Source organism: Paraburkholderia sp. SECH2 (assembly GCF_030464795.1).
Classification (GTDB): Bacteria; Pseudomonadota; Gammaproteobacteria; order Burkholderiales; family Burkholderiaceae; genus Paraburkholderia; species Paraburkholderia aspalathi.
In genome coordinates this window covers 37,529-59,697 of the sequence record NZ_JALPRH010000001.1, presented here as the reverse complement: position 1 = coordinate 59,697, position 22,169 = coordinate 37,529, and the positions used below count along the sequence as shown (strand labels likewise).

Annotated in this window: 26 protein-coding genes and 1 pseudogene; 8 read left to right on the top strand and 19 right to left on the bottom strand. The window is 59.2% G+C overall.

All coding sequences use genetic code 11. The features are described from left to right. Positions 1 to 176: 176 nt before the first annotated feature. Positions 177 to 1,052 carry a GNAT family N-acetyltransferase gene (locus tag M0D66_RS00320; RefSeq protein ID WP_200652103.1) on the top strand — a complete coding sequence of 292 codons (876 nt, stop codon included), beginning with the start codon at positions 177 to 179 and terminating at the stop codon, positions 1,050 to 1,052. Positions 1,053 to 1,148: 96 nt separating this feature from the next. Here M0D66_RS00320 and M0D66_RS00315 read toward each other — a convergent pair whose 3' ends face one another. From M0D66_RS00315 to M0D66_RS00290, 6 genes are all read right to left on the bottom strand, one after another. Then, the gene (locus tag M0D66_RS00315; RefSeq protein WP_211705895.1) at positions 1,149 to 1,454 is read right to left on the bottom strand and encodes a panthothenate synthetase; all 306 of its coding nucleotides are present in this window, start codon (positions 1,452 to 1,454) and stop codon (positions 1,149 to 1,151) included. A 94-nt stretch (positions 1,455 to 1,548) separates the two neighbouring features. Further along, positions 1,549 to 2,322, bottom strand: a complete 774-nt coding sequence (arsH, locus tag M0D66_RS00310) for an arsenical resistance protein ArsH (protein ID WP_211705894.1) — start codon at positions 2,320 to 2,322, stop codon at positions 1,549 to 1,551. Next, positions 2,322 to 2,744, bottom strand: coding sequence for an arsenate reductase (glutaredoxin) (gene arsC / locus M0D66_RS00305; RefSeq protein WP_200619546.1), 423 nt, complete (start codon positions 2,742 to 2,744; stop codon positions 2,322 to 2,324). Before arsC ends, arsH begins: the two co-directional genes overlap by 1 nt. 21 nt (positions 2,745 to 2,765) lie before the next feature. Beyond that, positions 2,766 to 3,041 (bottom strand): hypothetical protein, encoded by a 276-nt coding sequence (locus M0D66_RS00300; protein WP_280530024.1) that lies wholly within the window; start codon positions 3,039 to 3,041, stop codon positions 2,766 to 2,768. Next, positions 3,038 to 3,364, bottom strand: coding sequence for a helix-turn-helix transcriptional regulator (locus M0D66_RS00295; protein ID WP_211700330.1), 327 nt, complete (start codon positions 3,362 to 3,364; stop codon positions 3,038 to 3,040). The genes M0D66_RS00300 and M0D66_RS00295 overlap by 4 nt, the downstream gene beginning before the upstream one ends. A gap of 159 nt (positions 3,365 to 3,523) precedes the next feature. Further along, positions 3,524 to 4,162 carry a methylated-DNA--[protein]-cysteine S-methyltransferase gene (locus tag M0D66_RS00290; RefSeq protein ID WP_244863958.1) on the bottom strand — a complete coding sequence of 213 codons (639 nt, stop codon included), beginning with the start codon at positions 4,160 to 4,162 and terminating at the stop codon, positions 3,524 to 3,526. Positions 4,163 to 4,376: 214 nt separating this feature from the next. Here M0D66_RS00290 and M0D66_RS00285 point away from each other — a divergent pair, with 214 nt between their 5' ends. Next, positions 4,377 to 5,747 carry a leucine-rich repeat-containing protein kinase family protein gene (locus M0D66_RS00285; RefSeq protein ID WP_211705893.1) on the top strand — a complete coding sequence of 457 codons (1,371 nt, stop codon included), beginning with the start codon at positions 4,377 to 4,379 and terminating at the stop codon, positions 5,745 to 5,747. Positions 5,748 to 5,781: 34 nt separating this feature from the next. Beyond that, on the top strand, positions 5,782 to 6,744 hold the full coding sequence (locus M0D66_RS00280; RefSeq protein ID WP_211705892.1) for a substrate-binding domain-containing protein: 963 nt from the start codon (positions 5,782 to 5,784) through the stop codon (positions 6,742 to 6,744). 73 nt (positions 6,745 to 6,817) lie between these two features. Here the strand turns inward: M0D66_RS00280 and M0D66_RS00275 are convergent, their stop codons facing one another. Then, the gene (locus M0D66_RS00275) at positions 6,818 to 7,660 is read right to left on the bottom strand and encodes a transposase (RefSeq protein WP_266208841.1); all 843 of its coding nucleotides are present in this window, start codon (positions 7,658 to 7,660) and stop codon (positions 6,818 to 6,820) included. Positions 7,661 to 7,714: 54 nt separating this feature from the next. After that, positions 7,715 to 8,023 (bottom strand): hypothetical protein, encoded by a 309-nt coding sequence (locus M0D66_RS00270; RefSeq protein WP_093637340.1) that lies wholly within the window; start codon positions 8,021 to 8,023, stop codon positions 7,715 to 7,717. Positions 8,024 to 8,657: 634 nt separating this feature from the next. On the opposite strand from M0D66_RS00270, the gene M0D66_RS00260 reads away from it, so the two are divergent. After that, positions 8,658 to 8,867 carry a hypothetical protein gene (locus M0D66_RS00260; RefSeq protein ID WP_093637336.1) on the top strand — a complete coding sequence of 70 codons (210 nt, stop codon included), beginning with the start codon at positions 8,658 to 8,660 and terminating at the stop codon, positions 8,865 to 8,867. A gap of 894 nt (positions 8,868 to 9,761) precedes the next feature. Here the strand turns inward: M0D66_RS00260 and M0D66_RS00250 are convergent. Both M0D66_RS00250 and M0D66_RS00245 read right to left on the bottom strand, forming a co-directional pair. Continuing rightward, positions 9,762 to 10,142 (bottom strand): DUF4148 domain-containing protein, encoded by a 381-nt coding sequence (locus tag M0D66_RS00250; RefSeq protein ID WP_211705891.1) that lies wholly within the window; start codon positions 10,140 to 10,142, stop codon positions 9,762 to 9,764. A gap of 67 nt (positions 10,143 to 10,209) precedes the next feature. Then, entirely contained in the window at positions 10,210 to 10,551 is a 342-nt protein-coding gene (locus M0D66_RS00245) for a DUF4148 domain-containing protein (RefSeq protein ID WP_211705890.1), read from the bottom strand. 454 nt (positions 10,552 to 11,005) lie between these two features. On the opposite strand from M0D66_RS00245, the gene M0D66_RS00240 reads away from it, so the two are divergent. Then, entirely contained in the window at positions 11,006 to 11,515 is a 510-nt protein-coding gene (locus tag M0D66_RS00240; protein ID WP_211705889.1) for a DUF1269 domain-containing protein, read from the top strand. A 235-nt stretch (positions 11,516 to 11,750) separates the two neighbouring features. Here the strand turns inward: M0D66_RS00240 and M0D66_RS00235 are convergent, their stop codons facing one another. The 4 genes and pseudogenes from M0D66_RS00235 to M0D66_RS00220 form a co-directional block, all read right to left on the bottom strand. Then, complete coding sequence (locus tag M0D66_RS00235) at positions 11,751 to 12,071, bottom strand: DUF4148 domain-containing protein (RefSeq protein WP_211705888.1); 321 nt, start codon at positions 12,069 to 12,071, stop codon at positions 11,751 to 11,753. 624 nt (positions 12,072 to 12,695) lie between these two features. Then, complete coding sequence (locus M0D66_RS00230) at positions 12,696 to 12,998, bottom strand: hypothetical protein (RefSeq protein ID WP_211705985.1); 303 nt, start codon at positions 12,996 to 12,998, stop codon at positions 12,696 to 12,698. A 156-nt stretch (positions 12,999 to 13,154) separates the two neighbouring features. Then, positions 13,155 to 13,463 carry a plastocyanin/azurin family copper-binding protein gene (locus M0D66_RS00225; protein WP_244179426.1) on the bottom strand — a complete coding sequence of 103 codons (309 nt, stop codon included), beginning with the start codon at positions 13,461 to 13,463 and terminating at the stop codon, positions 13,155 to 13,157. 101 nt (positions 13,464 to 13,564) lie between these two features. After that, positions 13,565 to 13,660 (bottom strand): annotated as a pseudogene (locus M0D66_RS00220) (metallophosphoesterase); the annotation flags it as partial. A gap of 257 nt (positions 13,661 to 13,917) precedes the next feature. Here M0D66_RS00220 and M0D66_RS00215 point away from each other — a divergent pair. Together M0D66_RS00215 and M0D66_RS00210 are read left to right on the top strand one after the other, a co-directional pair. Further along, the gene (locus M0D66_RS00215) at positions 13,918 to 14,421 is read left to right on the top strand and encodes a nuclear transport factor 2 family protein (RefSeq protein ID WP_211705886.1); all 504 of its coding nucleotides are present in this window, start codon (positions 13,918 to 13,920) and stop codon (positions 14,419 to 14,421) included. 479 nt (positions 14,422 to 14,900) lie between these two features. Further along, complete coding sequence (locus M0D66_RS00210; protein WP_211705885.1) at positions 14,901 to 15,149, top strand: hypothetical protein; 249 nt, start codon at positions 14,901 to 14,903, stop codon at positions 15,147 to 15,149. Between the two features lie 837 nt (positions 15,150 to 15,986). On the opposite strand, the gene M0D66_RS00205 is transcribed toward M0D66_RS00210, so the two are convergent. From M0D66_RS00205 to M0D66_RS00190, 4 genes are all read right to left on the bottom strand, one after another. Further along, positions 15,987 to 17,156, bottom strand: coding sequence for a porin (locus tag M0D66_RS00205; RefSeq protein ID WP_211700336.1), 1,170 nt, complete (start codon positions 17,154 to 17,156; stop codon positions 15,987 to 15,989). Positions 17,157 to 17,540: 384 nt separating this feature from the next. Then, complete coding sequence (locus M0D66_RS00200) at positions 17,541 to 18,854, bottom strand: SUMF1/EgtB/PvdO family nonheme iron enzyme (protein ID WP_200619534.1); 1,314 nt, start codon at positions 18,852 to 18,854, stop codon at positions 17,541 to 17,543. A 131-nt stretch (positions 18,855 to 18,985) separates the two neighbouring features. Further along, a complete protein-coding gene (locus M0D66_RS00195; RefSeq protein WP_093637301.1) occupies positions 18,986 to 19,642 on the bottom strand; it encodes a helix-turn-helix domain-containing protein in 657 nt (218 codons plus the stop codon). A gap of 387 nt (positions 19,643 to 20,029) precedes the next feature. After that, on the bottom strand, positions 20,030 to 20,497 hold the full coding sequence (locus M0D66_RS00190; protein WP_211700337.1) for a universal stress protein: 468 nt from the start codon (positions 20,495 to 20,497) through the stop codon (positions 20,030 to 20,032). Positions 20,498 to 20,787: 290 nt separating this feature from the next. Between M0D66_RS00190 and M0D66_RS00185 the strand changes: the two genes are divergently transcribed. Further along, positions 20,788 to 21,477 carry a FadR/GntR family transcriptional regulator gene (locus M0D66_RS00185; RefSeq protein WP_054040669.1) on the top strand — a complete coding sequence of 230 codons (690 nt, stop codon included), beginning with the start codon at positions 20,788 to 20,790 and terminating at the stop codon, positions 21,475 to 21,477. 80 nt (positions 21,478 to 21,557) lie between these two features. Here M0D66_RS00185 and M0D66_RS00180 read toward each other — a convergent pair whose 3' ends face one another. Then, on the bottom strand, positions 21,558 to 22,151 hold the full coding sequence (locus M0D66_RS00180) for an acyl-homoserine-lactone synthase (protein WP_093637295.1): 594 nt from the start codon (positions 22,149 to 22,151) through the stop codon (positions 21,558 to 21,560). Positions 22,152 to 22,169 lie beyond the last annotated feature (18 nt).

Sequence of the window (22,169 nt, the reverse complement as noted above, 5' to 3'; positions counted from 1 at the left end):
AGGAGAAGCTTAGGGGCGGGCGGAAGCGATTGACAGAATCGTCCGTCGCCGGGCCGTGTAATCTGTCGATGCATGTCGGCAAACATGCCGCCGGCATAGGCAAACATCAAACGAAACCAGGTGGCGGCTACTGCGGCGGCCGCTATGCTTCAGGCGCAGTGGGCGAGGCGATCGTGATGAACCCGGACGAGCACCGTGACTTTATCGTGCGCACCATGTCGGCCAACGATGTGGCGTTGGCGGTCGAATGGGCCGCAGCGGAAGGATGGAACCCCGGCCTGCACGATGCCGAATGCTTTCGCGCCGGCGACCCTAACGGGTTTTTTATCGGAGAGTGGCGCGGCGAACCGGTTGCCTGCATTTCCGCGATCGCGTACGGCGAGCACTTCGGCTTTATCGGTCTATATATCGTGAAGCCGGCGTTTCGCGGCAAAGGCTTCGGTATGCGCGTCTGGCAGCACGGCATGGACTATCTGGGTAAGCGCAATGTCGGATTGGACGGCGTTGTCGCTCAGCAGGCGAATTACAGGAAGTCCGGCTTTCGGCTTGCGTATCGCAACATTCGCTTTCAGGGTGTCGTTCAGGCATCCGCCCAAAACGTGACGGGTTCGAACATCCGTTCGAACATTTTGAATGCGTCGGCGCTGCCGTTCGAGCAACTACTCGACTACGATCGCCAGTGCTTTCCCGCCGCGCGTGAGCGTTTTCTCGCGACTTGGCTCGGCCAGCGTGACGCCACGGCGCTGGCCGTAGTTCGTGACGGTCAGGTTGCGGGCTGCGGCGTAGTGCGTCGTTGCAGAACGGGTTGCAAGGTCGGTCCGCTCTTTGCTGATAGCGACGAGATCGCGAGCGATCTGTTCGATGCGTTGGTGGCGCGCATGCCGGACGAGGTCATCGTGCTCGATGTGCCGGAGACTAATCCCGCTGCCGTCGCGCTGGCGGAACGGCATGGCATGACAAGCGTTTTTGAAACCGCGCGGATGTATACACAGGACTCGCCTGCTATTCAAATCGAACGCGTATTTGGCGTGACCTCATTCGAACTCGGGTGAGCGGAGCACACGTCTGCGCCTTTGCGCGCGATGCCGTCTGGGGTGCGTCTTATGAACCGCAGACGGCAAGTTCATCGTTTGATACGAACGTATGCGCTACTTCCATTTTGAGCCGAGATTCTCCAGTCCGGCTTTCATGAGGTCCTGCGGCAACATGACGACGCGAAACTCGCAGTCGGCGTTAAGCTTCAGAAAAAATGGTTCTGCGAGTGCGGGAATTCCCGATGGTTCATCGAGGTTCACGATGAGTACCGCGCCACGTGTTCCGTTCTGCTCGGTGAAGTAGGCAGCTTCTGGTTTGATGTCTTCAAGTATTCGCCCTATCACTTCGCCGACAGTGCCATCGCGCACTAGCGTGTTGAACGGTTCGTGCGGAATACGTATGTTGAGTAGCATGCGCATGTCATCCTCCTGGTTGATGCCCAAAGGGCATCTTAAGGATAGGAGCTTTATGCGCTGCGAGCGCCAGGGTTAGCACTGCCGAGTGCCGTCGTCGTCATTCTGTTTCGCTATCGTCGCTGTCGTTGCTGTTTGCATTGGCGCTCGCTGTTTCATGAACCATCGCGTTGGCCGCCAACGCGCTCGCCAGTTCCGGATGCGCTTCCTTGCGTTCGCTGTAGCGATTGGTCAGGTAATCTGAACGGTCGCGTACCAGCAACGTGAACTTGTACAACTCCTCCATCACGTCAACGACGCGATCGTAGTAGGCGGAGGGTTTCATCCGGCCGTCGGCGTCGAATTCCTGATACGCCTTTGCCACCGACGACTGATTGGGGATCGTCACCATGCGCATCCATCGGCCCAGCACGCGCAAGGCGTTGACGGCGTTGAACGATTGCGATCCGCCGCATACCTGCATCACCGCGAGCGTGCGTCCTTGTGTGGGGCGCACGCCACCGCTTTCGAGCGGCAGCCAGTCGATCTGATTCTTGAACACCGCCGTGAGCGTACCGTGACGCTCCGGGCTGCACCACACCTGTCCCTCCGACCATTCCGACAGTTTGCGTAGTTCGACGACCTTCGGATGATCGGCCGCTACGCTGTCCGTGATCGGCAGGCCGTGCGGATCGAAGATGCGTGTTTCGGCGCCGAATTGGCGCAGGATGCGTTCGGCTTCGAAAGTAAGCAGTTTGCTGAATGAAGTGGGACGCAACGACCCGTACAGCAGCAGAATTCGCGGGGCGTGTTGCGAAATCGCGTGCGGTTCGAGTTTTTGCGGATCCGGCGCGTGGAAATGTGGGGCGCTGATGTTAGGCAGATTCCCGAACATCAACGAACCCTCCGTCCCGCGCTGTCGATCACATGCTCGCCGTCCTCTTTGATAAACGCCCCCTGTTGCGCTGCGGGCAGGATATCGAGGACCACCTCGGACGGTCTGCATAGGCGTACGCCGAGCGGGGTGACCACAATGGGGCGATTGATGAGGATCGGATGCGCCAGCATCGCATCGAGCAATTGTTCATCGCTCAAGGATGCGTCCGCGAGACCGAGTTCGGCATATGGCGTGCCTTTCTCGCGCAGCGTGGCGCGCACGGTGAGCCCGGCGCGTTCGATCAGGTCCTTCAGTGTGGCCCGATCAGGTGGGTTCTTCAGATACTCGATGACCTCCGGCTCGATGCCGGCATTGCGAATCATTGCAAGCGTATTGCGCGAGGTGCCGCAGTCGGGGTTGTGATAGATCGTAACGCTCATACACGTTGTCCTCATTGTCCTTTAACGCTGTGTTTTTGCCTCGTACCAATGCTGCGAACGATTGACGACGCTGACCACTAACAGCATCACCGGCACTTCGATCAGCACGCCGACCACCGTGGCAAGCGCTGCACCCGAATGAAATCCAAACAGGCCGATCGCCTGGAAGAGTTGCGGAAGCAGTTGCCCGACCAGGATGCCGACTACGATGCACAGCGCTACCCAGACGGTCATATAGCGCTCGAAGAATCCGATCGCCGGCCGTGCGCCACGCGCCACTGTGCTACCGGTGCTCATTTTTCGCAGCAGCCGGGGAGGTCGCTCGCGGCGCACGGTGCGCCGGCGCAGCAGTTTTCGGTCAGGAAGCCGATCAGGCCCGTCATCGCGTCGAAATTCGCCGAATAGATGATGAAGCGCCCGTCCTGCCGGGGTGTCACCAACCCGGCATGCGACAGGTCTTTGAGGTGAAAGGAGAGGCTCGATGGGGACAGTCCGAGCTGCTGCGCGATTTCACCGGCGGCGATGCCATCCGGCCCCGCGACGACCAGCAAACGGAAGATCGCCAGCCGCGATTCATGAGCGAGCGCGCCAAGGGCGCGTACAACAAGGTTCGAGTCCATGGCCGAACGATACGCCCATCGTTTTCATATTTCAAGTATTGTTGAAATGATATCGCCGATGAGCGTATGTGCGAGCAGAACCTGTTGCATTGGTGATGTGGTGCGTTAGGCGGCGTTGAACGCCGCCTCGTAATGTCACGACCGTTGCATCCAACCCGCTCAGTTGCCGAACAACGAGTGCTGGGTCCCACGGCTTGGCGCCGGGCGTGCTGGTTTCACAGCCGTTTCTCTGACGCCAGTTCCCGGAGTCGCGCTTGAAGTCGCAGCCGTTGCAGTAGCCGCAGCGTCATTCGAATCCGCAGCCGCTTCCAGCGAGGTCTGCCCGGCTTCCAGCGACAGAAGAAACATCTTGTTCACGAGTCCGCCGGCAAAGCCGGTCAGATCGCCGGACGCGCCGATCACGCGATGACACGGCGCCACGATCGAGATCGGATTTTTGCCGTTCGCCGCGCCCACGGCGCGCACCGCGTTGATGTTTCCGATTTGCGTCGCGATGTCCGAGTAGCTGCGCGTCTCGCCGAACGGGATCGTCAGGAGCGCCGCCCAAACTCTCTTCTGAAAGTCCGTTCCCTGGAAGTCGAGTTCGAGGTCGAACCGGTCTCTCGTCCCCGCGAAATATTCATTCAATTGCCGCTCGGTTTCGATCAGGATCGCGCGGTCATTCGCCTCGGCCATTTCCGGCAGGCGCACCCGGTTCGGCTTGTCGTTTTCCCACAGAATGGCGGCGAGCCGGTTGCCGTTTGCCACGAGCTTCAGTTCGCCGACGGGCGAATTCATTGACTTGTATGCGTATGTCACTTTGCTGGATTCCTGACTGGCTGGAGACTGAGATGGCTTGATGCGAGGCTGCGAACTTCGCTCTGCCATGGCTCCGATACCTGACAGCTTAACCCTCGTCCTCGCCGAGGTCACGCCGGATCTTGCTATCCAATTCCGCGCGCGGCCCACGACTCAGTAGAATTGATACCTTCGGCACATCGCTCACCGGCAACCGGAACTCTTCTCTACGACTGTGACAAGCACCCTCGAACAACTGCGGGCCGGACAACTGGCGGGTACTCGCCGACTTAAACTGGCGTGCGGGCTGAGCGAATTTCCACGCGAGATTTTCGATCTGGCCGATACGCTGGAAATTCTCGATCTATCGGGCAATGCACTTACGAGGCTGCCCGATGATTTGCCACGGTTAAGCAAGCTGCGCATCATTTTTGCGTCTGACAACCCCTTCACCGAATTGCCGGAAGTCCTCGGGCAGTGCTCGCAACTGAGCATGGTCGGCTTCAAGGCAAACCGCATTCGCAAGGTCTCGGGTCAATCGCTGCCGCCGCTGCTGCGCTGGCTGATCCTCACCGACAACGAGATCGACACACTGCCTGCGGAAATCGGCACCTGCACGCAACTTCAGAAGTTGATGCTTGCAGGTAACCGGTTGCGCACGCTGCCCGAAGAATTGGCGGCCTGCTCGCGTCTCGAACTGCTGCGTCTCGCGGCGAATCAACTCAGCGAACTGCCTGCATGGTTGTTGCGCTTGCCGCGGCTTTCCTGGCTGGCTTTCGCCGGCAATCCGTTTAGCGAAGCGCTGGAGACAGCGGCACTCACCGATACGCCGAGTGCCGATATTCGATGGGATGAGTTGAAACTTGAACAGCAGTTAGGCGAGGGCGCCTCCGGTGTCATTTATCGCGCGGCGCTTCTTGCTCGTCACGAACATGCGAGTAGGCCTGTGGCCGTCAAGTTGTTCAAGGGCGCGGTGACGAGCGATGGATTGCCGGACTGCGAGATGGCGGCCTGCATTCGTGCCGGCGATCATCCGAATCTGATCCCGGTGGTGGGCAAGGTGAAGGGCCATCCGGCGGGCACGCATGGCCTGGTGATGGAACTGATCGACCCGCAATTCACGAACCTCGCCGGACCGCCGAGCCTCGAGTCATGCACGCGTGATGTCTACGATGCCGACACGCGCTTCGAGTTGGCATCGGTGTTACGCCTTGCATACGGCATGGCGTCGGCAGCGTGTCATCTGCATCGGCAAGGTGTGATGCATGGCGATCTGTACGCGCACAATATTCTGCACGGTGGCCAAGGTCGCGCGCTGCTGGGCGATTTTGGCGCGGCGTCTTTCTACGCGACTGATGATCGCGACTTCCGCTTCGCGCTGCAGCGCCTGGAAGTCAGGGCGTATGGTTGTCTGCTGGAGGAATTGATCGACCGATGCGACTTGGTGGCTGCTCAAGCGGACATTGCAGCGAAGCTGGTAGCGTTGAAAGAGAATTGCTTGAGCGAGGAGATCGACAGCCGGCCGTTATTCGACGAAATCACTGCCGTTTTGCGGCAGCTAACGGGCACCGGAGATCGGGACACTGCAGCGTTCGCTGCGGTTTGATCCGTCGTCCGTGTGGTCCAAGGAGAGAAAATCAATGACGCAGAGGATGCGCCGCCGCGTGCTGGTTGCCGGCACGCTTGCTGCGGCAGGCCTGACAGGTGCGGTTCGTGTCGATGCCATGCAGGGTGGCAAGCTGAAGATCGCCCTCGTGTTGAAGTCGATGACCGATCCGTTCACGGTAGCTATGGCGAACGCTGCGCAGAATTATCAGAAGCACTTCGCGTCGCAGTTCGGCTTGACCATTCGCGGCACGGCAACAGAGCACGACACTGCCGCGCAGATCCGGATGGTCGACGAATTGATCAAAGCGAAGATGAACGCGATCGTCATCGCGCCGACTGACTCGAAGGCGCTGACAGCGATCGTGGCGCGGGGGATCAAGGCCGGCATCATCATGGTTACCATCGATAACCCGCTCGATGACGCGTCGCAGGATGCCGCCCACATCTCCGTGCCCTTCGTCGGTCCGAACAATCGAAACGGCGCAAAGCAGGTTGGCGATTATCTTGCGGAGCGGCTCAAGGCGGGCGATCAGGTCGGGATCATCCAAGGCATTTCCGCCGACCGCAATGCGCAGCAACGCACGGCCGGCAGCAAGGACGCAATGAACGCGGCCGGCATGAAGATCGTCGCGATACAAGCCGGCGACTGGGACTATGGAAAAGGACGGGATGTTGCGTCGAAGATGCTAGGAGACTATCCGCAGATCCGTGCGTTGATGTGCGGCAACGACAATATGGCGATGGGGGCGGTGGATGCCATTCGTGATGCAGGGAGAACCGGCGGCGTCTACGTCACCGGCTATAACGACAGCGAGGCGATCAAACCGCTGCTCCTCGACGGCCGCGTGCTCGCGACGATGAACCAGTTTGCCGATCGGCAAGCTGTGTTCGGTGTCGACGTGGCGTTGAAGGCAGTCACTGAGCACAGAAAACAGAGCGATTTGTCGCGCGCCATTGAAACGCCGCTGCAACTGGTGACTGCTGCAAGTCACTGAGGTAGAAAATCTATTGCCTACCGCCCATAGTGCCTGTGCGGCGAATCTTACGGGCACGCCGCCGATGCGTTGTTCACCCGGATCGGACTTTCTGTTGCCACGAATCGCACTTCTCGGCGTTGACATCATCTCTTTCGAGGTCGCTTTCCTCGTCGATCCACCGTCGGGCCCATTCGAGCGCGTACTGCTGCGCAGCCTCGAAGCTCGTGAAGCTCGGACCGATAAGTCCGGAACGGGCGATGCGCTGCGCGTCCCTCACGATCTCGGCCCATCCACGAAACCGGGCGTTCGCCACCCGATCGGCCGCAACGTAGATGACGTAGCCACGCGGATCGGATTGGCGCTTGCCTTGTGAGGCGAGGCCCATCCATGGCGAGGCAGGCCGGTGGATGGATTGAGGGGCGTTCATCGAGCTGCGGGATTCGACGCGCTCAGGCGCAACAGGCGAAGAATCCTGGAGCTGCTGGGCGACTTGAGTGAACGTATCCATGCTATGGGGCGGCTGGCGTGCGCCATGCGGCGTTTGCCACGACGCCTGACTTGTCCAGAACACCTTGCGAAGGCCCTCGTCCTTGGATTGACGGTCGACGGAGCGGGGCTGGACATGTTGTGGTTGCAACCGGCCATCCGGACCGCAGCGGAACGTGCGGCCGCGGCTCGAAAGAAGCCCGTGCATTTCCGCAAGGGCGCCGGTCCCACGCCACTTTTCGAAGCGTGACCGGCACGTCGGCACCGACGGATAGGTGTTCGGCAACCTGGACCAGGGTTCGCCAGTCACCAGTACCCACAGCACGGCATTCGCCACCAGACGAACTTGCGCGCGAGGCCGGCCGCGTTGCCCATGAACGATGACGTCATCCGACAGAACGGGCGCCAGCAGAAGCCACTCTTCGTCACTGATTTCGTTAAACTGCACGCTATTTCCCCTCATACCAGTCGCGTTACGCGGGTTCGATATCTCCCGTTCACGCTACCCGCTGCTCATCGCCCACGTTGTCATGGCCGACAGAACAAGCAGGTCTTCGACGCAATCCGATAACTCGCAGAGTTCCTGAAATGACGCGTCGTTGGCGTCATGCAGATGGTGTCGCCTGAGATCGCGCAGCGCGTTGCCAAGGCGCCGGATGGCCTCGGGATCGCTGTTTGTCAGTGGCCAGCCTTTTAACAGGTACGTTAGCGGCGCGACGCTTCGGCTTTCGCACCACAGATCGAACAGATGGATGCACTTCGCGTTGATATGCTCAACCGCGTTTTCGCGTTCAGACAGATACGGAACCATGGCCACGCTCAGCAACAGGACGATTGACGAGTCTTCATCCTATGTGGATAGTTATCGCAGCGCTGTCAGGACATCAAGAAAGAAGGGCCGGTCAATGCTGAACTTCGTGTCAGGAAATCCCTATACGTTGCCTGTATTTTCCCTGTCGATTCGGCGCACCGGTAGTCTGAACTGACCGTGATGCGATCAGATACCGCCTCGTCGGCGAAAAAACGAAGCTGTATTAATCGGCGCAGTGGTTTGATTAGGAGAATCCTGACATTCGAATCAGCCGTTCCTTAATGAACTATCCGGTGCTCCCGACGGAACCGCCGCTTCCAGCGCCTTACGATGACTTCACTTGCATCACGGAGTGTAGACATCGTGGCTGAAAAATCGTTGCGTGGGATCGTTGGAAAACTGCTTGGCACGGAATGCCGCCAGTCGGTCCGCGTGCTGTCGATACATCGGTCACGATCTGGCCGGACTCGTCGTGTGTGCGTCGAAGTGCAACGGCCGGGCGGTTCGCTTGCGCTGTTTTTCTTTCGGCACAGCGACGGAATCTGGCACGTGTTTCCGCCCAGAGACGCTCGTCCTGCGATGAGCACCGCCGTATTGCCGCAGAACGGCGAGACAATGGCGAAGGAGGCAGTGCATGGCTGAAGATCTGTCGAATGAATTTTCGCTGGACGAAGCAGGTCTGCGCGCATGGATGCTGGCGTGGTACGACCATGCCGTTTCAGTCGGCTTCCTCTGTCCGCCGTTCATCATGAACGACGTCATGGCTGAACGGCTTGAGGGCTATTTCAGAGTGGGACTCACGCCGGCCGAAGGTGCGGAAGCATTTTTCGGCGTCGCGCACTGACTTCGGTACATCAATATTCGACGTCAGGGCGTTACTTGCGTGCCGCAGTCGAGGTTAAACGCCCCTGTTCAGGTCCCCATTTTCTGCCGCTTGACTGGCTGGCCGTGGCCGTGCGGCCCCCACAGCTCACGATAAAGTTCTGATGATTCTCGTGTTCGCCAGGCGCCGCCACATAGGGATAGTCCTGATTTCGCTATGCTTTACGAATGGTAAATATTGTACTAGTCTAAATTGTACAATCGGAAAACATAATAATCATCATCGAAATTGGGTGAATCGAAAAGATCAGGGTCGATTGTTGGCGAAAGTCCGCTCTTCGAATCTTGGCCTGCTGTACGCGAGTTCGGCGTAGTGTTTCCGGGCAATTTCGCGTAGCGGGGGGAAGGGGACTATGTGTCGGTATGGAGGCAAGCCAAATGAGTCCAATTACAGTGAATTCCGCACCAGAGCGTGTGAGATTCGCGCAGCAATCCCTTCGTTCTGTGGTGGAGAAATGGCTTAGGCCAACGCCGGCCGCACCTGCCCGAGTGAGCGACTTCAGTCGAATGGCAATCGGCGGCACGCGCGTCGTGCGCGTCGAGGTGTCGCGGCAGGAGCGACGGGTTTCCTTCTTGTTCTTCCGGCACATCGACGGTACGTGGAATGTTTTTCCGCCAGCTACACCGCGTCCGATGACCAAATTCTATTGAATGATACCTGCGCCGGCCAAACGCCTGGACGGCCGTCATTTGAGTGTGTCGGCGACGAAAGTGTCCGCCAATGCAGCCCTGTGCCTCCTTGCTCTTCTGCAAGTTTTTCTCGTCGTGCCATGCCAGGCAAAGCTAACACGGCACACGAGAAGTTAACACGGGGCGTTTATGAAACCACTTCTGGCGTAGCACGGTGGCGTGTGTCTCAAGAGCCGAAAAAAATATCGCAGAAACTGGCAGGTCCGACGCAGGTCGACGGATTTGAGGGATGCATATCCTGTTTTTTGTGGCCAGAATCGGTCGTGCCTTTCATTTCGGCGCCCATGCCACTGTCGCTTTCTTGCTGCTGGGGCGTGGCGGCTTGCTGTTCAGCGTCCTGGGCGGCTGCCTTCGCCTCCGCAGCCTGGATATCGGCAGGATAAGTCGCGTCATCGCTGGTCGACGGATTGTATCCAGCCTGTTCGAGTTTGATGAGGTCGGCGCGTACCTGCGCTCTGGTGAGCGGGACGGACGCGGACTGCGCAAAAGTCGATGTGGAGATGGCGACCGCACTGAGCGTCAGTGCCAACAGGGTGAGCTTTTTCATGATTGCGACTCCTTCCAACAAAGGCCCCGGTTTGCCGGGGAACTGGTGAATCACGTTGATGTGTGGCTTAAGAGCCGGAATAAATAGTGCAGAAGCTGACAGGCCCAACGCAGGCTGACGGATCTGAAGAAGGTGTATTCCGTTTGATGTGGCCGGCATCGCTCGTGCCTGTCGTTGCGACACCCATCCCACTGTCGCTGTTTTGCTGCTTGAGCCGCGCGGCCTGCTGTTCAAAGATCGGCGCAACGTCCGGGTACGACGTGTCACTTACAAAATTCAGCCCGTTGCGTTCGGCTTCGATCAACTCCTGCCGCACCTGCGCCCGGGTCTTTTCTTGAGCCTGCGCATTGATCGCAATGCTCGCTGCAGCAGCGAGAATTAGAGAGAAAATCATCGTTCGCTTATTCACTTTGGACTCCAATATAAATAACGGGAAGTTGCTGGTTCTGCATCATGAAGCGCGCTCACACTACGGTATACCGGGAGCGGGCGCCGCTTATTCCCAAAGTTGCCAAGGGTGCAGGTAAAACATGATGCATTGGCGACCGCGTCGCCTGGCAAGCCTACGTTGACGGAAATCTCGAAGGATGCTGGGAGGAGGCGCCTCCCGCGAAGTTCCTGTAGATCAGATTCCCATGCGTCCAGCAACGCCGTCGCGGTCGATGAACTTGTGTTTCAACGCGGCTGCGACATGCGCAATCATCAGGAGTGCAAGCGTCAGCACCAACCCGCGGTGCAGCGTGCTATTCCCGGTCGGTTGCCAACACACCTGTCCTTCGGGAATAACCTCACTCGAGTTGCGGTATAGACAAGACACCCTCCCGATGCTTCGGGACCGGTGAACGACCGCTCGGGAGAAGGACATGAGACGTATCTATTTGCTATTGCCGAATGTGCATAGTGCACAGATGACTATCAACGAACTTCTGTTATTGCGGGTCGAGTGGCGACATATCCACGTGATCGCCAATCACAATGTGCCGCTCGAGGATTTGCCAGAAGCAACCCTGGCGCAACGCAGCGATCTGTTGCCGGCCCTCGCGAGAGGGGTGGCGATGGGCGGCCTCACGGGGACGCTGGCCTCACTGGTCGCACTGGCGTTCCCGCCGGCCGGCCTGACGATTGCAGGCGGCGCGGTCGTGGCGATCACGCTTTGTGGCGCCGGCTTTGGTGCATGGACGGCGACGATGATTGGCGTCGATGTGCCGAATACGCGGCTCAAGCGCTTTGAACAGGCTATAGAAAAAGGCGAACTGCTGATGATGGTCGACGTCGTGAAAGATCGCGTCGAAGAAATCGAGGAGGCGATCAAACTGCGTCACGCCGAGGCCGACATCAAGGGAACGGACCCGACGATTCCGGCGTTTCCGTGACGCTGCGTAATGCCATCTGGTTCCATCGCAATGACGCAGTCCGCCATGATGTGCGGATCAATATGAACGACAGATAGCTCGTTGTCGTGAGGGGCGGCGCGGCGAGGTGATGCCCTCGCCTCGAACGCTGCATTTTGCGTTGCACAACCATCGCCCGCGGCAACACCTGACTACCGTGCATCACGTCGCGTACGCGAGCAACGATGTACGCGGAATACTGGCGACCGTCTGTACCTCAAGGCACCGGCTTCACCTGCCCATTCTGGCCGGCGCTCATCAGTGCGTTTTGTTCCGCTCGATGTTTGGCGGCAACCTTCTCTTGCGCAGCCTGAAGATCTGCGGGATATGAACCGTCGTCGCCCTGGGACGGGTTGTAACCCGCCGCCTCCAGTTCGTAGAGTTCATGCATGACCTCTGCGCGCGTGACTCGATGTGTCAGCGGGTCAGGCATGGTTTGCGCAAACGCGCCAGCTGAAGTCGAGATCAGAATCGCGCCGGCGACCGCCAGGTTGCGCAGCGACTGGTCGAATAACCGACGTTGTGAGATTGATTTCATGACGATACTCCTGGTGTTTCAAGGTGCTGGTTCGCGGGATAGAGAGGGCGAGCCGAGAATCAGATGAATGACAGCGACTCAGGGTTGGCTCGACCTGACAAGATGAATCTGTTCATTTCAGATTCCTTAGTATCTGGTGGAAATTGCGAGATGTGCATTGAGTTAACCGCAGTTGGCCGACGGATATTCCCGGGTTTGTGAAAAAGAACGCGGGGACCCTGCAACACGCCAAATAATTTCGAGCTAGATGGGAATAAACGTGCGGCCGACCTGGAAGACGCTGTCATCCGGCCTCGTCGTCAAGCCGGATGGAGCCACACGCGAACGACCGGGAGGTCGGTTGACGTCGAGCAGGTCGCGCATGGTTGGAACACGGACATCCATGGTGCGAATGCGCCAATTTCTTGCGGGTTAATTGCAGGCAATCTGGGGATCACTCAATGAAGAATCAACTTCTGGCATTAGCAACGTTGTGCCCGCTGGCAGGTTTCGTCCATGGGTAAAGCAGCGTGACGTTGTACGGGCTGATCGATGAAGGATTCGAGGCCGTCAGCAACGTGCCGGTGGCTAGCAAGACCGGTGGCGGCACTCGCCATCCTGCACCAGGCCGACTCGTCTCGGCCATCAATTCTTCGGCGGCGGCGCGACATAGGTCCTCACGCCGGCTAGTGGCGATCCATATCCACCAGACTGCGCATTGTTCGGCAAACCATTGGCGAGTTGCGCGCGCGGATCCGTCGGATTCAGATTCAGCTCCCCGGCCTGCCGATCACCGTGGGTGGGATACTCGCTCCCGCGTGCAGCCTGCGGCATCAACCGGGTGCTGTTTTCAGGCGAGTTGATATCGTCATATGGGCTGAGACCTTGCGCCGCGACGCTGCCCGCGGCGATACACGATACCGCTAGCAGGAGTCCTCTCAATGCCATCAGTGCTTGCGGTGCGCTCGGTCTGTCGAAAACGCTGTTCATATCAAACTCCTTAAGGTGTCGAAAACGTGAGACCGGCCCGTTTTGCCGGCCTGGGGCAAGGACGTGCATCCCGCAGCCATAAGTCCTACTCGGCTCAGATCGCAATAGTTCGAGTCACTGAACCGTGATCGTTTCCTTCATGTCAGGGTGGTCCCCACAATAGACCTTGTAGATCCCGGGCTTGTCGAACTTGTACGAAAACGTGTCGTCTTGATCGAGGTCGTACGAATGAAAGAGGCCCATGTCAAAGGCGCCTACGTCGTGGACTATCGTGTGCGGCTCCGCATCGAGATTCATCCACGTGATGGTCGTTCCGGCCTTGATCGTGGCGGACGAGGGCGAGAACATCAAATTCTTTATCGTCACGAGAGAGTCGCTCGCGCTTTGTGCGGACGCCGTGACTGTAGCTCCAGACGCTACCAGGCAGAACACGACCGCAAATACGAATTTCGGTAACGAATGATTTTTCACGATGATCTCCTCGAAGCGTCTGCAGTTGCTGAATCGTGACCTTCTGAGCTTTCGCCGCCGGAAAGCGTGAACAGCGTTCCAAGTCCGCCATAGGTCATGCACCTCAAGGCCCCGCGACGTGACGGATTGGATGGGTGCTGTGACGACATGAGATCCTCGCAAGCGAATCAGCAAGCTGAACAGCCGGATCGCCTAGGAAGAAACCGGCGCCTTCAGCAGGGAGTACCTGCCCGATTGGAGATTTATTCCCACTGCCTGAGCTCGCCAGGCTTGCGAAGTCGCAGAATGTCTGCGGGCTTCCCGGTGTCGGGAGAGCGTAGCCGGATGTCAATTGGCTACAAGCCGCCACCTGCGGATGCTAAAGTCCTTGCAGCCGCCGGCTTTCAACGAAAAGAAGGGGACCGTCATGCCAAACAGAACCTCCTTGCTCCAGCGCGTGGCAGCCACCGCTGCTTTCTTTGTGCTGATCGCAAGCCATGTGGCCCGCGCCGAAGATAGCGTCGCGCCGGCTCATCCGGCCGCTCGCGATATTGCCCAGGAGGAGCGCAACCGCGCGCTAGTCGTGAACTTCTACGATGCGGTGTTCAACAGGCACGATCTCACGACTGCTAGCGCCGTGCTCGCACCGAATTACATTCAGCACAATCCGCATGTGCCCACCGGGTCCGCGCCGTTCATCAGCTTCTTTACCGAATACTTCAAGCATGCCCCCGATGCCCGTTCGGCCATCGTGCGCAGTGCGACCGACGGCGATCTCGTCTTTCTGCATGTTCACTCGACCAGCAACCCGCAAGACCGCGGTAACGCCATCGTGGACATCTTCCGCGTCGAGCACGGCAAGATCGCCGAGCACTGGGATGTGATTCAACCCGTGCCCGAGCAATCGGCCAACGACAACACGATGTTCTAGTCGATCCGGCGAAACACGCTGTCTGCCGCGGGCCTCTCCTCGCGCCAGATAGCGCGCCGCGGTTTAGTCGAGGCTGCCGAATACCGTTGTCAATCGAACTAAAGATACAACCCTCTCGGTGGCCGAAAGCCACACCAATCAGCCAACTGGTCGCATTGGCTCAATTGATTGCACTTCGGTTCCCCTTGATCTCACTGTTGCGCTTGAAACGACGCACCTTTATTCCCGCCATTCGACCGTCCGTCCAATAGGAAGCCGCATCTGGACCGGTTCGGCTCTGATCAAGAAAAACTCGCAAAGACTCGGGCAAGTTGCACAGGCGCGCTCGAAATCGCGGCATGCCGCCACGTTCGAGGCTCGGGAATAAAGCGGACGCTGGCGTGGTTAGCTCAGTATACGCAGCACGATCGACAGGTCGCAGGGTTCCGCTACCGACAGCTGATCGTCGTGAGCTGCGGCAGAAATGGAAGGAGGCGAACATGAACATCGCCGAGAAGCCCCTGCGGTTCCTGGTAGAAAAATGGCTTACGCCGACACCGACGACGCGGCTTCGCGTAATTCAATTCGGCCGTACTGGTTGCGAGAGGAGACGCTATGTGCGCGTCGAGGCCTTGGCCCCAAGCGGTTCGCATTCGATTTTCTTCTTTCGGCACGATGACGGCTGCTGGTGTGTATTTCCGCCCGCGATTGCACGGCCGGCAATGACGGGTCGTCGGCTTGCAGCGTAGAGGAGCGCCATACGGGTAAAAGGAGCATCAAATAAAAACGGAAACCACCGCTTTCCTGAGCAACCAGGAAATCTCTGACCGTGCCGCCATGCACCGTCGCAGCAGGGCAGAGCCGGTCTTTTACAACGTGGGGGCCGTGCCTGCCGTGGTTACGCCGACTGGATCTAACCGTAGGACCATCGCCAGAGCGGCGATATTCGCATCCATTTTCCTCAGTTCGAAGCTGGAATAAATTCCGAGCGACGTCGGTATAGGCTGGGAGAGCATGCCAGCGATCAAGCAAACGGTCCGGTCCGCCGCCATTTAATTCCGGCGACATGATTCCGCAAAGTGAAGTGCCTGAACACATCAGTATCGATCGCGACCGCTAATGCCAAACCAAACTTCATAAACGTAGTTGGACGGGCTCCGTAACGCCGATGAATAGCGTTCTGACGTGAGCCACGTCGGATTCGCCGCAACGTGTAAGTCATTCGAAACCCGAGTTGTTTGTCGCGCCGATGCGCGCCCTGTCCAGTACTCGTGTATGCCTGAGGTCGATGATGAAATCGCTGCTGAGTCACCATGAGATCGCGATTCTGTTTCTACTGCTCGATGCGCCCAACCAGGTCGCACCTGGGGATCCAGATGCAATCGCTCTTCAAGAAGCGAGGCTCGTCGAAATTGTGCCTACGGCTTTCGACGATGGCAGATTTCGGGTAACGCCAGCTGGCGCGGAACTACTCCGTCGTCTTCGCATGAGAGCGGATTGAAGTACAAATTGGTTTGAGCCGCAATCGGCGACCGCGCATGGGTCGTAGCCGCCGATCGCCGCGGTGGTAGCAAGTGCTGGGTTTTCTAGAACTTATGACGCAGGCCGAGGTTGACCATTTCCTGCGTGCTGGTGCCTGCGTATCCGTACGAGCCGATCGAGGCTTGCGCCGCCATCGTGCCGCCTGTGCCATTGCCGGTTTCGCCGCTCGCATGCTGATAGGCGGCGGTCACATACACATCGGTGCGCTTCGAAAGGGAATAGTCAGCGCCGAGCGAGACCTGGTGATACGTCGCGGAGGTATCGCCGCTCGATTTTGTATAGCTGTAGCCTAGGCCGACCAGAAGGGCCTTGGTGGCTTGATAGTTCACGAATCCCTGACCCGTGTTGTATTTTTCGTTCGAAGCGAACACCGAGGCGTTGTCGCGGCGGTACTGCGAGTTGCTGTAGGCGGCCCCGAGCGTGAACTGCCCGAGCGTATATTGGCCCGCGACGCGGGCAATCCCGAGCGAGTGCGCGGTCTGGTATCCACTGTTGATCGGGCCATCGAACGTACCGTCCGACGTGCTATTCCAACCTGCTGTCGGACTGCGTGGGCCCGCCGACGCTGGACTGTTTGCTGCATAGAAGTAACCGGCGGCGAGGGCGATCGGGCCATTGTTATAGGCGGCCGCCGCCGAATACGATTGCTCTGAGCCGGTGCTGCCCGCGATGCCGCCGAACGAGTACATCGCTTCAAACTGCAGACCCGACCAGACCGGCGACGTGTACTTGACTGCGTTGTTCACGCGGAAGCTGTTGTCGTAGTTGTCGACGTCGCCCGCGGTCGCGAATGCGCTGCCGAAATAGTTGTCCTCGGTGATGCCCTGTACGAGATCGATCAGCGGATCGTACTGGCGGCCGAGCGTCACGGAACCCAGCGAATCGCTTGTCAAACCGACGTAGGCCTGCCGCCCGAATAGCCGGCTGCCTTGCCCGAGTTTGCCGGTGCTCGGATCGAAACCGTTTTCGAGCTGGAAGATGGCCTTCAGGCCGGCGCCAAGATCTTCCGTTCCCTTGAGGCCCCAACGTGTACCTGACAGATTGCCTGCACTACTGTTACCGAGAGCCCAGAGATTCTTGTTGCCCTGTGCGTTGTGCACGTAGGTCAGCGACGTGTCGATCGCGCCGTACAAGGTCACGCTGCTTTGGGCATGCGCGGCGCCGGCGGACGCGAGCGCAGCCAGCGAAATTATCGAAAAGGTGGTGCGTTTCATCTCATCTCCTGCGTTGGACGTCAATCCTCATGCAGGGAGACTAATCTCGCAAAACAGTAATGTAAAAAGTTGAAATACAGATCGTGTCCGATATGCGACACCTGACAATTAACCATCCTTTCAATTAATGAAAAACAGGGTTGTGGTCATAGGGGAATTTTTCGAAATGTCCCTGAATCTGGCCGAATTCCGTCCGCGAAAGCAGAAAGCATGCTTGCCGTTTACCGTATCCGTAGACAGCCGATGCCCAGAAGATAGCGTTCCGCCCAGGCATTGCAGCCTGGGCGCTCAGCAACCGTCTGAAGAATGCGAGCCCTTGCGGCGTACTGATCTTTTTGGATTCAAGCGATAAGTGATTTCGGGCATCAGCTTATGCTTTGTTCGTCACGCCTTCACACACCGAAACCCCGCATACACATATTGGTAATGCGGTTGAAACCAGTTCCGGAAAGCCGGCCGCAACATGCATTGCGCGGTGCGTGCCGAACCGCCTTTGATCACGTAGTGCTGCCCGTCGAAAAAGTTGGCGGAGTAGCCCGGATAAAACGGAAACGCTTCGAAGCCCGGCAGTGCGTCGAACACCGTGGAAGTCCACTCCCAGCCGTTGCCGAATTGACCTTCCACGCCGAACGCGCTGACGTTGTCCGGATATGCGTCGACCGGCTGCGGATCCCAGCTACGAAAATCGAAATTGCCCGATGCGGCATGCGGTGCGCCATGTGCCGCGCGTTGCCATTGCGCTTCACTGGGTAGCGTCTTGCCGGCCCAGCGCGCGTAGGCGCTGGCTTCGGCGTGGCTCACGTACGCGGGCCAGTCGAGCGGCAGCGGCACGTCGTCGAACATCGTGCGCAGCATCCATGCGCTGTTCTGATCGCTTCTGGTTTGCTGCGACCAGCAGGCGGGATGCTCGATATGTTCGGCTTCCTTCCAGGCCCAATCCTTGTCCGTCCACCACTTCGGCTCGCGATAACCACCCGCCTCGATAAACTCCCGGAACGCGCCGTTCGTCACCATATGACGATCGATCTCGAACGCGGGCACGTCGACGCGCTTTTCGCCGAACTCGTTGTCCCAGCCGAAATGGCCGCTCTCGCGCGACATGCCGAGCACCGTTGCACCAGCCGGCACGCTGACCATAGACGACAACGCCTGCCGCGGTTCAGGAAGCGTGAGCGCCGGCTCCTTCAACCCGGCGACCTTCTGCGCAAGCGGCAATTGATGCAGCATGTACGCGAGCGTTTCCGCATGCATCAGCCGATGCTCGATCGCGACGTTCAGCAACTGCTCGGACGCGTCAGCATGATCGCCCTTGCGGCCGACGCGGGCGGAGTCGCTCAGCGCGTCGAGTTCGCGGTCGATCTGCTCGCGGGCGCGCAATCCGTAGGCGCGTACGGCGTCAAGCGACGGCCAGTCGCTGGGTTGATCGGTCGGAAAGCCGCCGTCGACAGGATCGATGCCGAAAGCGAAGAGCTGATCGAGGTGCGGGTCGAATGCCGGCAGATCGCACAGGCGCTGATCGAAAAGATTACGATCGAAAGCTTCCAGATGGCCGACGTAAAACACGATCCGGTGACGCTCACGGATCGGCCGTTCGTACAGAAATTCGGGTTTGACGATAGAAAACAATGCGTCGGTAATCTGACGCGCGTCGATCAGACGCTGGACGAGCGGGTGGTGCGGGGCGGGGTCGCGATTCATTTCGCCAGGTCTCCTTGCGGGGGACGGACTAAAGACTGTACCCGCTCGCAGGAGCCATGCCAAGACGAATGCGCGCTAAAAAGCAGGTGGGCGGGGACGCGGCGGCGCGGGCCAGGTCCTCCGCGTACGGCTTACACCTTCTGCAAGCCCTCCAGATCGACGATCCGGATGTGTTTGCCCTGTGTGTCGATCAGGCCGCGCTTTTGAAATCTTGACAGGGTGCGGCTCACGGTTTCGAGCGTCATACCGAGGTAGCTGCCCATGTCCTCGCGTGTCATGCGCAAATTGAATTCCGCCGACGAATAACCGCGTTGCGCGTTGCGCTCCGACACGTCGAGCAGAAATGCCGCCACGCGTTCGTCCGCTGAAAGGGAACCGAGCACCATCATCTGCCCGGCTTCGCGGACTATCTGTTCGCCCAGCAGTTTGTGCAGGCGGTCCTGCATCGAACTGATTTCACGGCACAGGGACTTGAGGGCGGGGTAGGGAACGATACATACGGTGCTGTCTTCAAGCGCGACGGCGCTGCATGCGTGCACGTCTTCGCTGATACCGTCGAGGCCGAGCGCTTCGCCGGCGAGGCGCAAGCCTGTGACCTGTTCGCGGCCGTCACGGTGGGCCATGACGGTTTTCATGGAGCCGGAACGCACGGCGTAAATATTGTCGAAGCGGTCGCCGCTGCGGTACAGCGCTTCGCCGCGCTGCACCGAGCGCGCGCTGCAGATGAGCGCTTCGAGTTTCGTTAGTTCGTTGGACGACAGGCCTTGCGGCATGCAGAGCGCTCGCATCGAGCAACTCGAACAACGAGCGGCGGTGCGCGCCGTTGCTCTCACTGGCGCGGCACGACGGCTACTACGCGCCGGCGACGACTTCGGAGTGGAATCGGCGGCGCCAGCGGAGCGAGTCACAGCGGGAGGAGTAAGCATGTTCGGCAGCCATTTGTCAGAGTAACAACTGATTGTCCCACCGCCGATGCCTCCCGTTTAGCGGCAAAATGACGCGTTCGCGCAGTTAGGCATCTTGAGCGATGTCACGCGTGCATTGCTGCTTGTGGTTATGGACTGCTATGTATCGCGGCGAGGATGCTCCGCTCGGATTTTGGAGGTATCGCAGCTGCCGCCGCGCATGCCCCCGATGCGGCGAGCACGCGCTTTGCAATGTGTGTTACCAGGCGTTCAGGCGTTTTCACTGACCTTGCCGGCCGCAGAGGGGATCAGCAGTACAGGCAAGGTCGCCTGACGCACGCAGCGCTCTGCGACGCTGCCGAGAATCAGGCGCTGAAAACCGCGCCGGCCATGCGTGCCCATCACGAGCAGATCGGCGTTGAAGTCGGCGGCCGCTTTTAGCACGACCACTGAAACGTCATCGAGGGAGGAGGCCTCGCCCACAATGAGCTCCCCCTTGACGCCTTGCGCTGCCATGGCCAGGGCGAATTCCGCGCAGAGTTCTTTGCCCTCTTCGACGAGGCGGTTGCGCAGAATGGACGGGTCATAACCCGGCGCTTCGAAATACATCGGTGTGTTTTCGACGACGTACAGCGGTTGCATGACAGCGCCGGTGGATTTCGCGAGCGCGAGCGCTGCTTCGAATGCGCGGCGCGAGGTGTGGCTGCCGTCGACCGCTACGAGGATGCGTGTGTACATATCGACTCCGCGTCTGAAAGATTGGGATGCCGCGGCCATTGCGTACGGCCGGACTTATTGACGATTTATTACGGATGCCAGCTTAAATGATCGCTGAAAAAGGTGCATCCTGACAGGATGTAAATCAAATACTTGTCAAATTTTGCGATAACTGCACGCTTCCCGGCAAACACCGCGCAGCAAGCGTTTGCGGCATTCCTGTCAAGCCGGGGCGCATCTATCAGATCAAGATAGGGTCGGGTTTGCCTTACAATCAGGACCTACTCAGACAAGCTGCTTCAGCACCGCTGATGAACGAGCGCAAAACGACGGGCTTGCCCGACAAGATCTACGGCGACATCCTCAATCGCATTCTTGAAGGCGAGTACAAGGAGGGCGAGCGGTTGCCTACCGAGCATGCGCTGGCCGAACGCTTTGCGACGTCGCGGCCCACTGTGCGCGAGGCCTTGGCGCGCCTGCGGGCGGACGGGATCATCATGACGCGGCACGGTTCGGGCACCACGGTCGCGCGGCGGCCGGACCCGGATGTGCGGCGGTTTGCGCCGCTCGAAACGCTGTCCGACATCCGCCGCTGTTATGAATTTCGCATCGTGACCGAAGCCGGCGCGGCCGAACAGGCAGCGCTCAAAGCCGATGCGGACGATATCGCCGCGATCCAGCATGCATGGGACCAGCTGGAACGGATCATCGAAACCCGGGGCATTGGCGCGCAGGACGATTTCATGTTCCACCTGGCGGTGGCGCGCGCCTCGAAGAACCCATTTTTCATCACGGTCATGTCGTTCATTGAAGAGCAGATTCTGTTCAGCATGAATCTGTCGCGCAATCTTTCGCTTGTGAAAACGGTGGAGCGGCAGCGGCTCGTGCAAGCCGAACATATGGCCGTGCTCGAGGCGATCCGCCGTAAGGACGGCCCTGCTGCGGGGAAGGCGATGCGCGCGCATCTCGAGAATGCGCTCGAGCGGATGTTCGGTTCCTGATATCCCGCGTGTCTCCTCCGCGGGTCGCAAATATCAGGTAGCCGGGCTGTCGCAACTGCGGCCCCAGTCGTGTCAAGACGTCAGGCGGCGGCAGCCATCGGCCCGAACAGGGCGGTGCGGGTCTTCGGACTGACCGCGATATCCAGCGCCACGGCCCGTTCCACGCCGATCTGCAGGGGTGATCCGAGCCGGCTGATGTCGATCCCGGTCTTGCGCAGCAGCCGTTCGATCGGCGTGGTGGTCACCGTGACGTAGCGGGTGATGCCCATCCGGTCGGCGAACGTCACGAGTTCGTGAATCGCCTGCATCGTCAGGTCGGCAAAGCCGAACGACTGTTCCTCGCCGCTGGTTTCGATCGCAAACCGGCTCAGTTCCCAGATATGCCGCCCGACCGGCGCATCCGCGCCATGGAGCAATTGCGGGAAGGTGTCCTTGAGCATGTTCGGGCCTTCCGTCGGCATCAGGCGCCAGCAGCCCCGCACGTGCCGATCGTCGCCCTGAATCAGCATGTAATGGGGCCCGAGGGCATCGTAGCCGTCGATTTCCATGCCCGCGATGGTCGGGATATCCCACCCGAGCCGTCCGTGAAACACCCGGGCCCGCAGGCGGTACATCTCGTTGATGTCCGCGTTGTCGAATTCCTGCCGCATTCCAATCCGAATTGCTGTTTGCATGACGTTCTCCTGAACGTG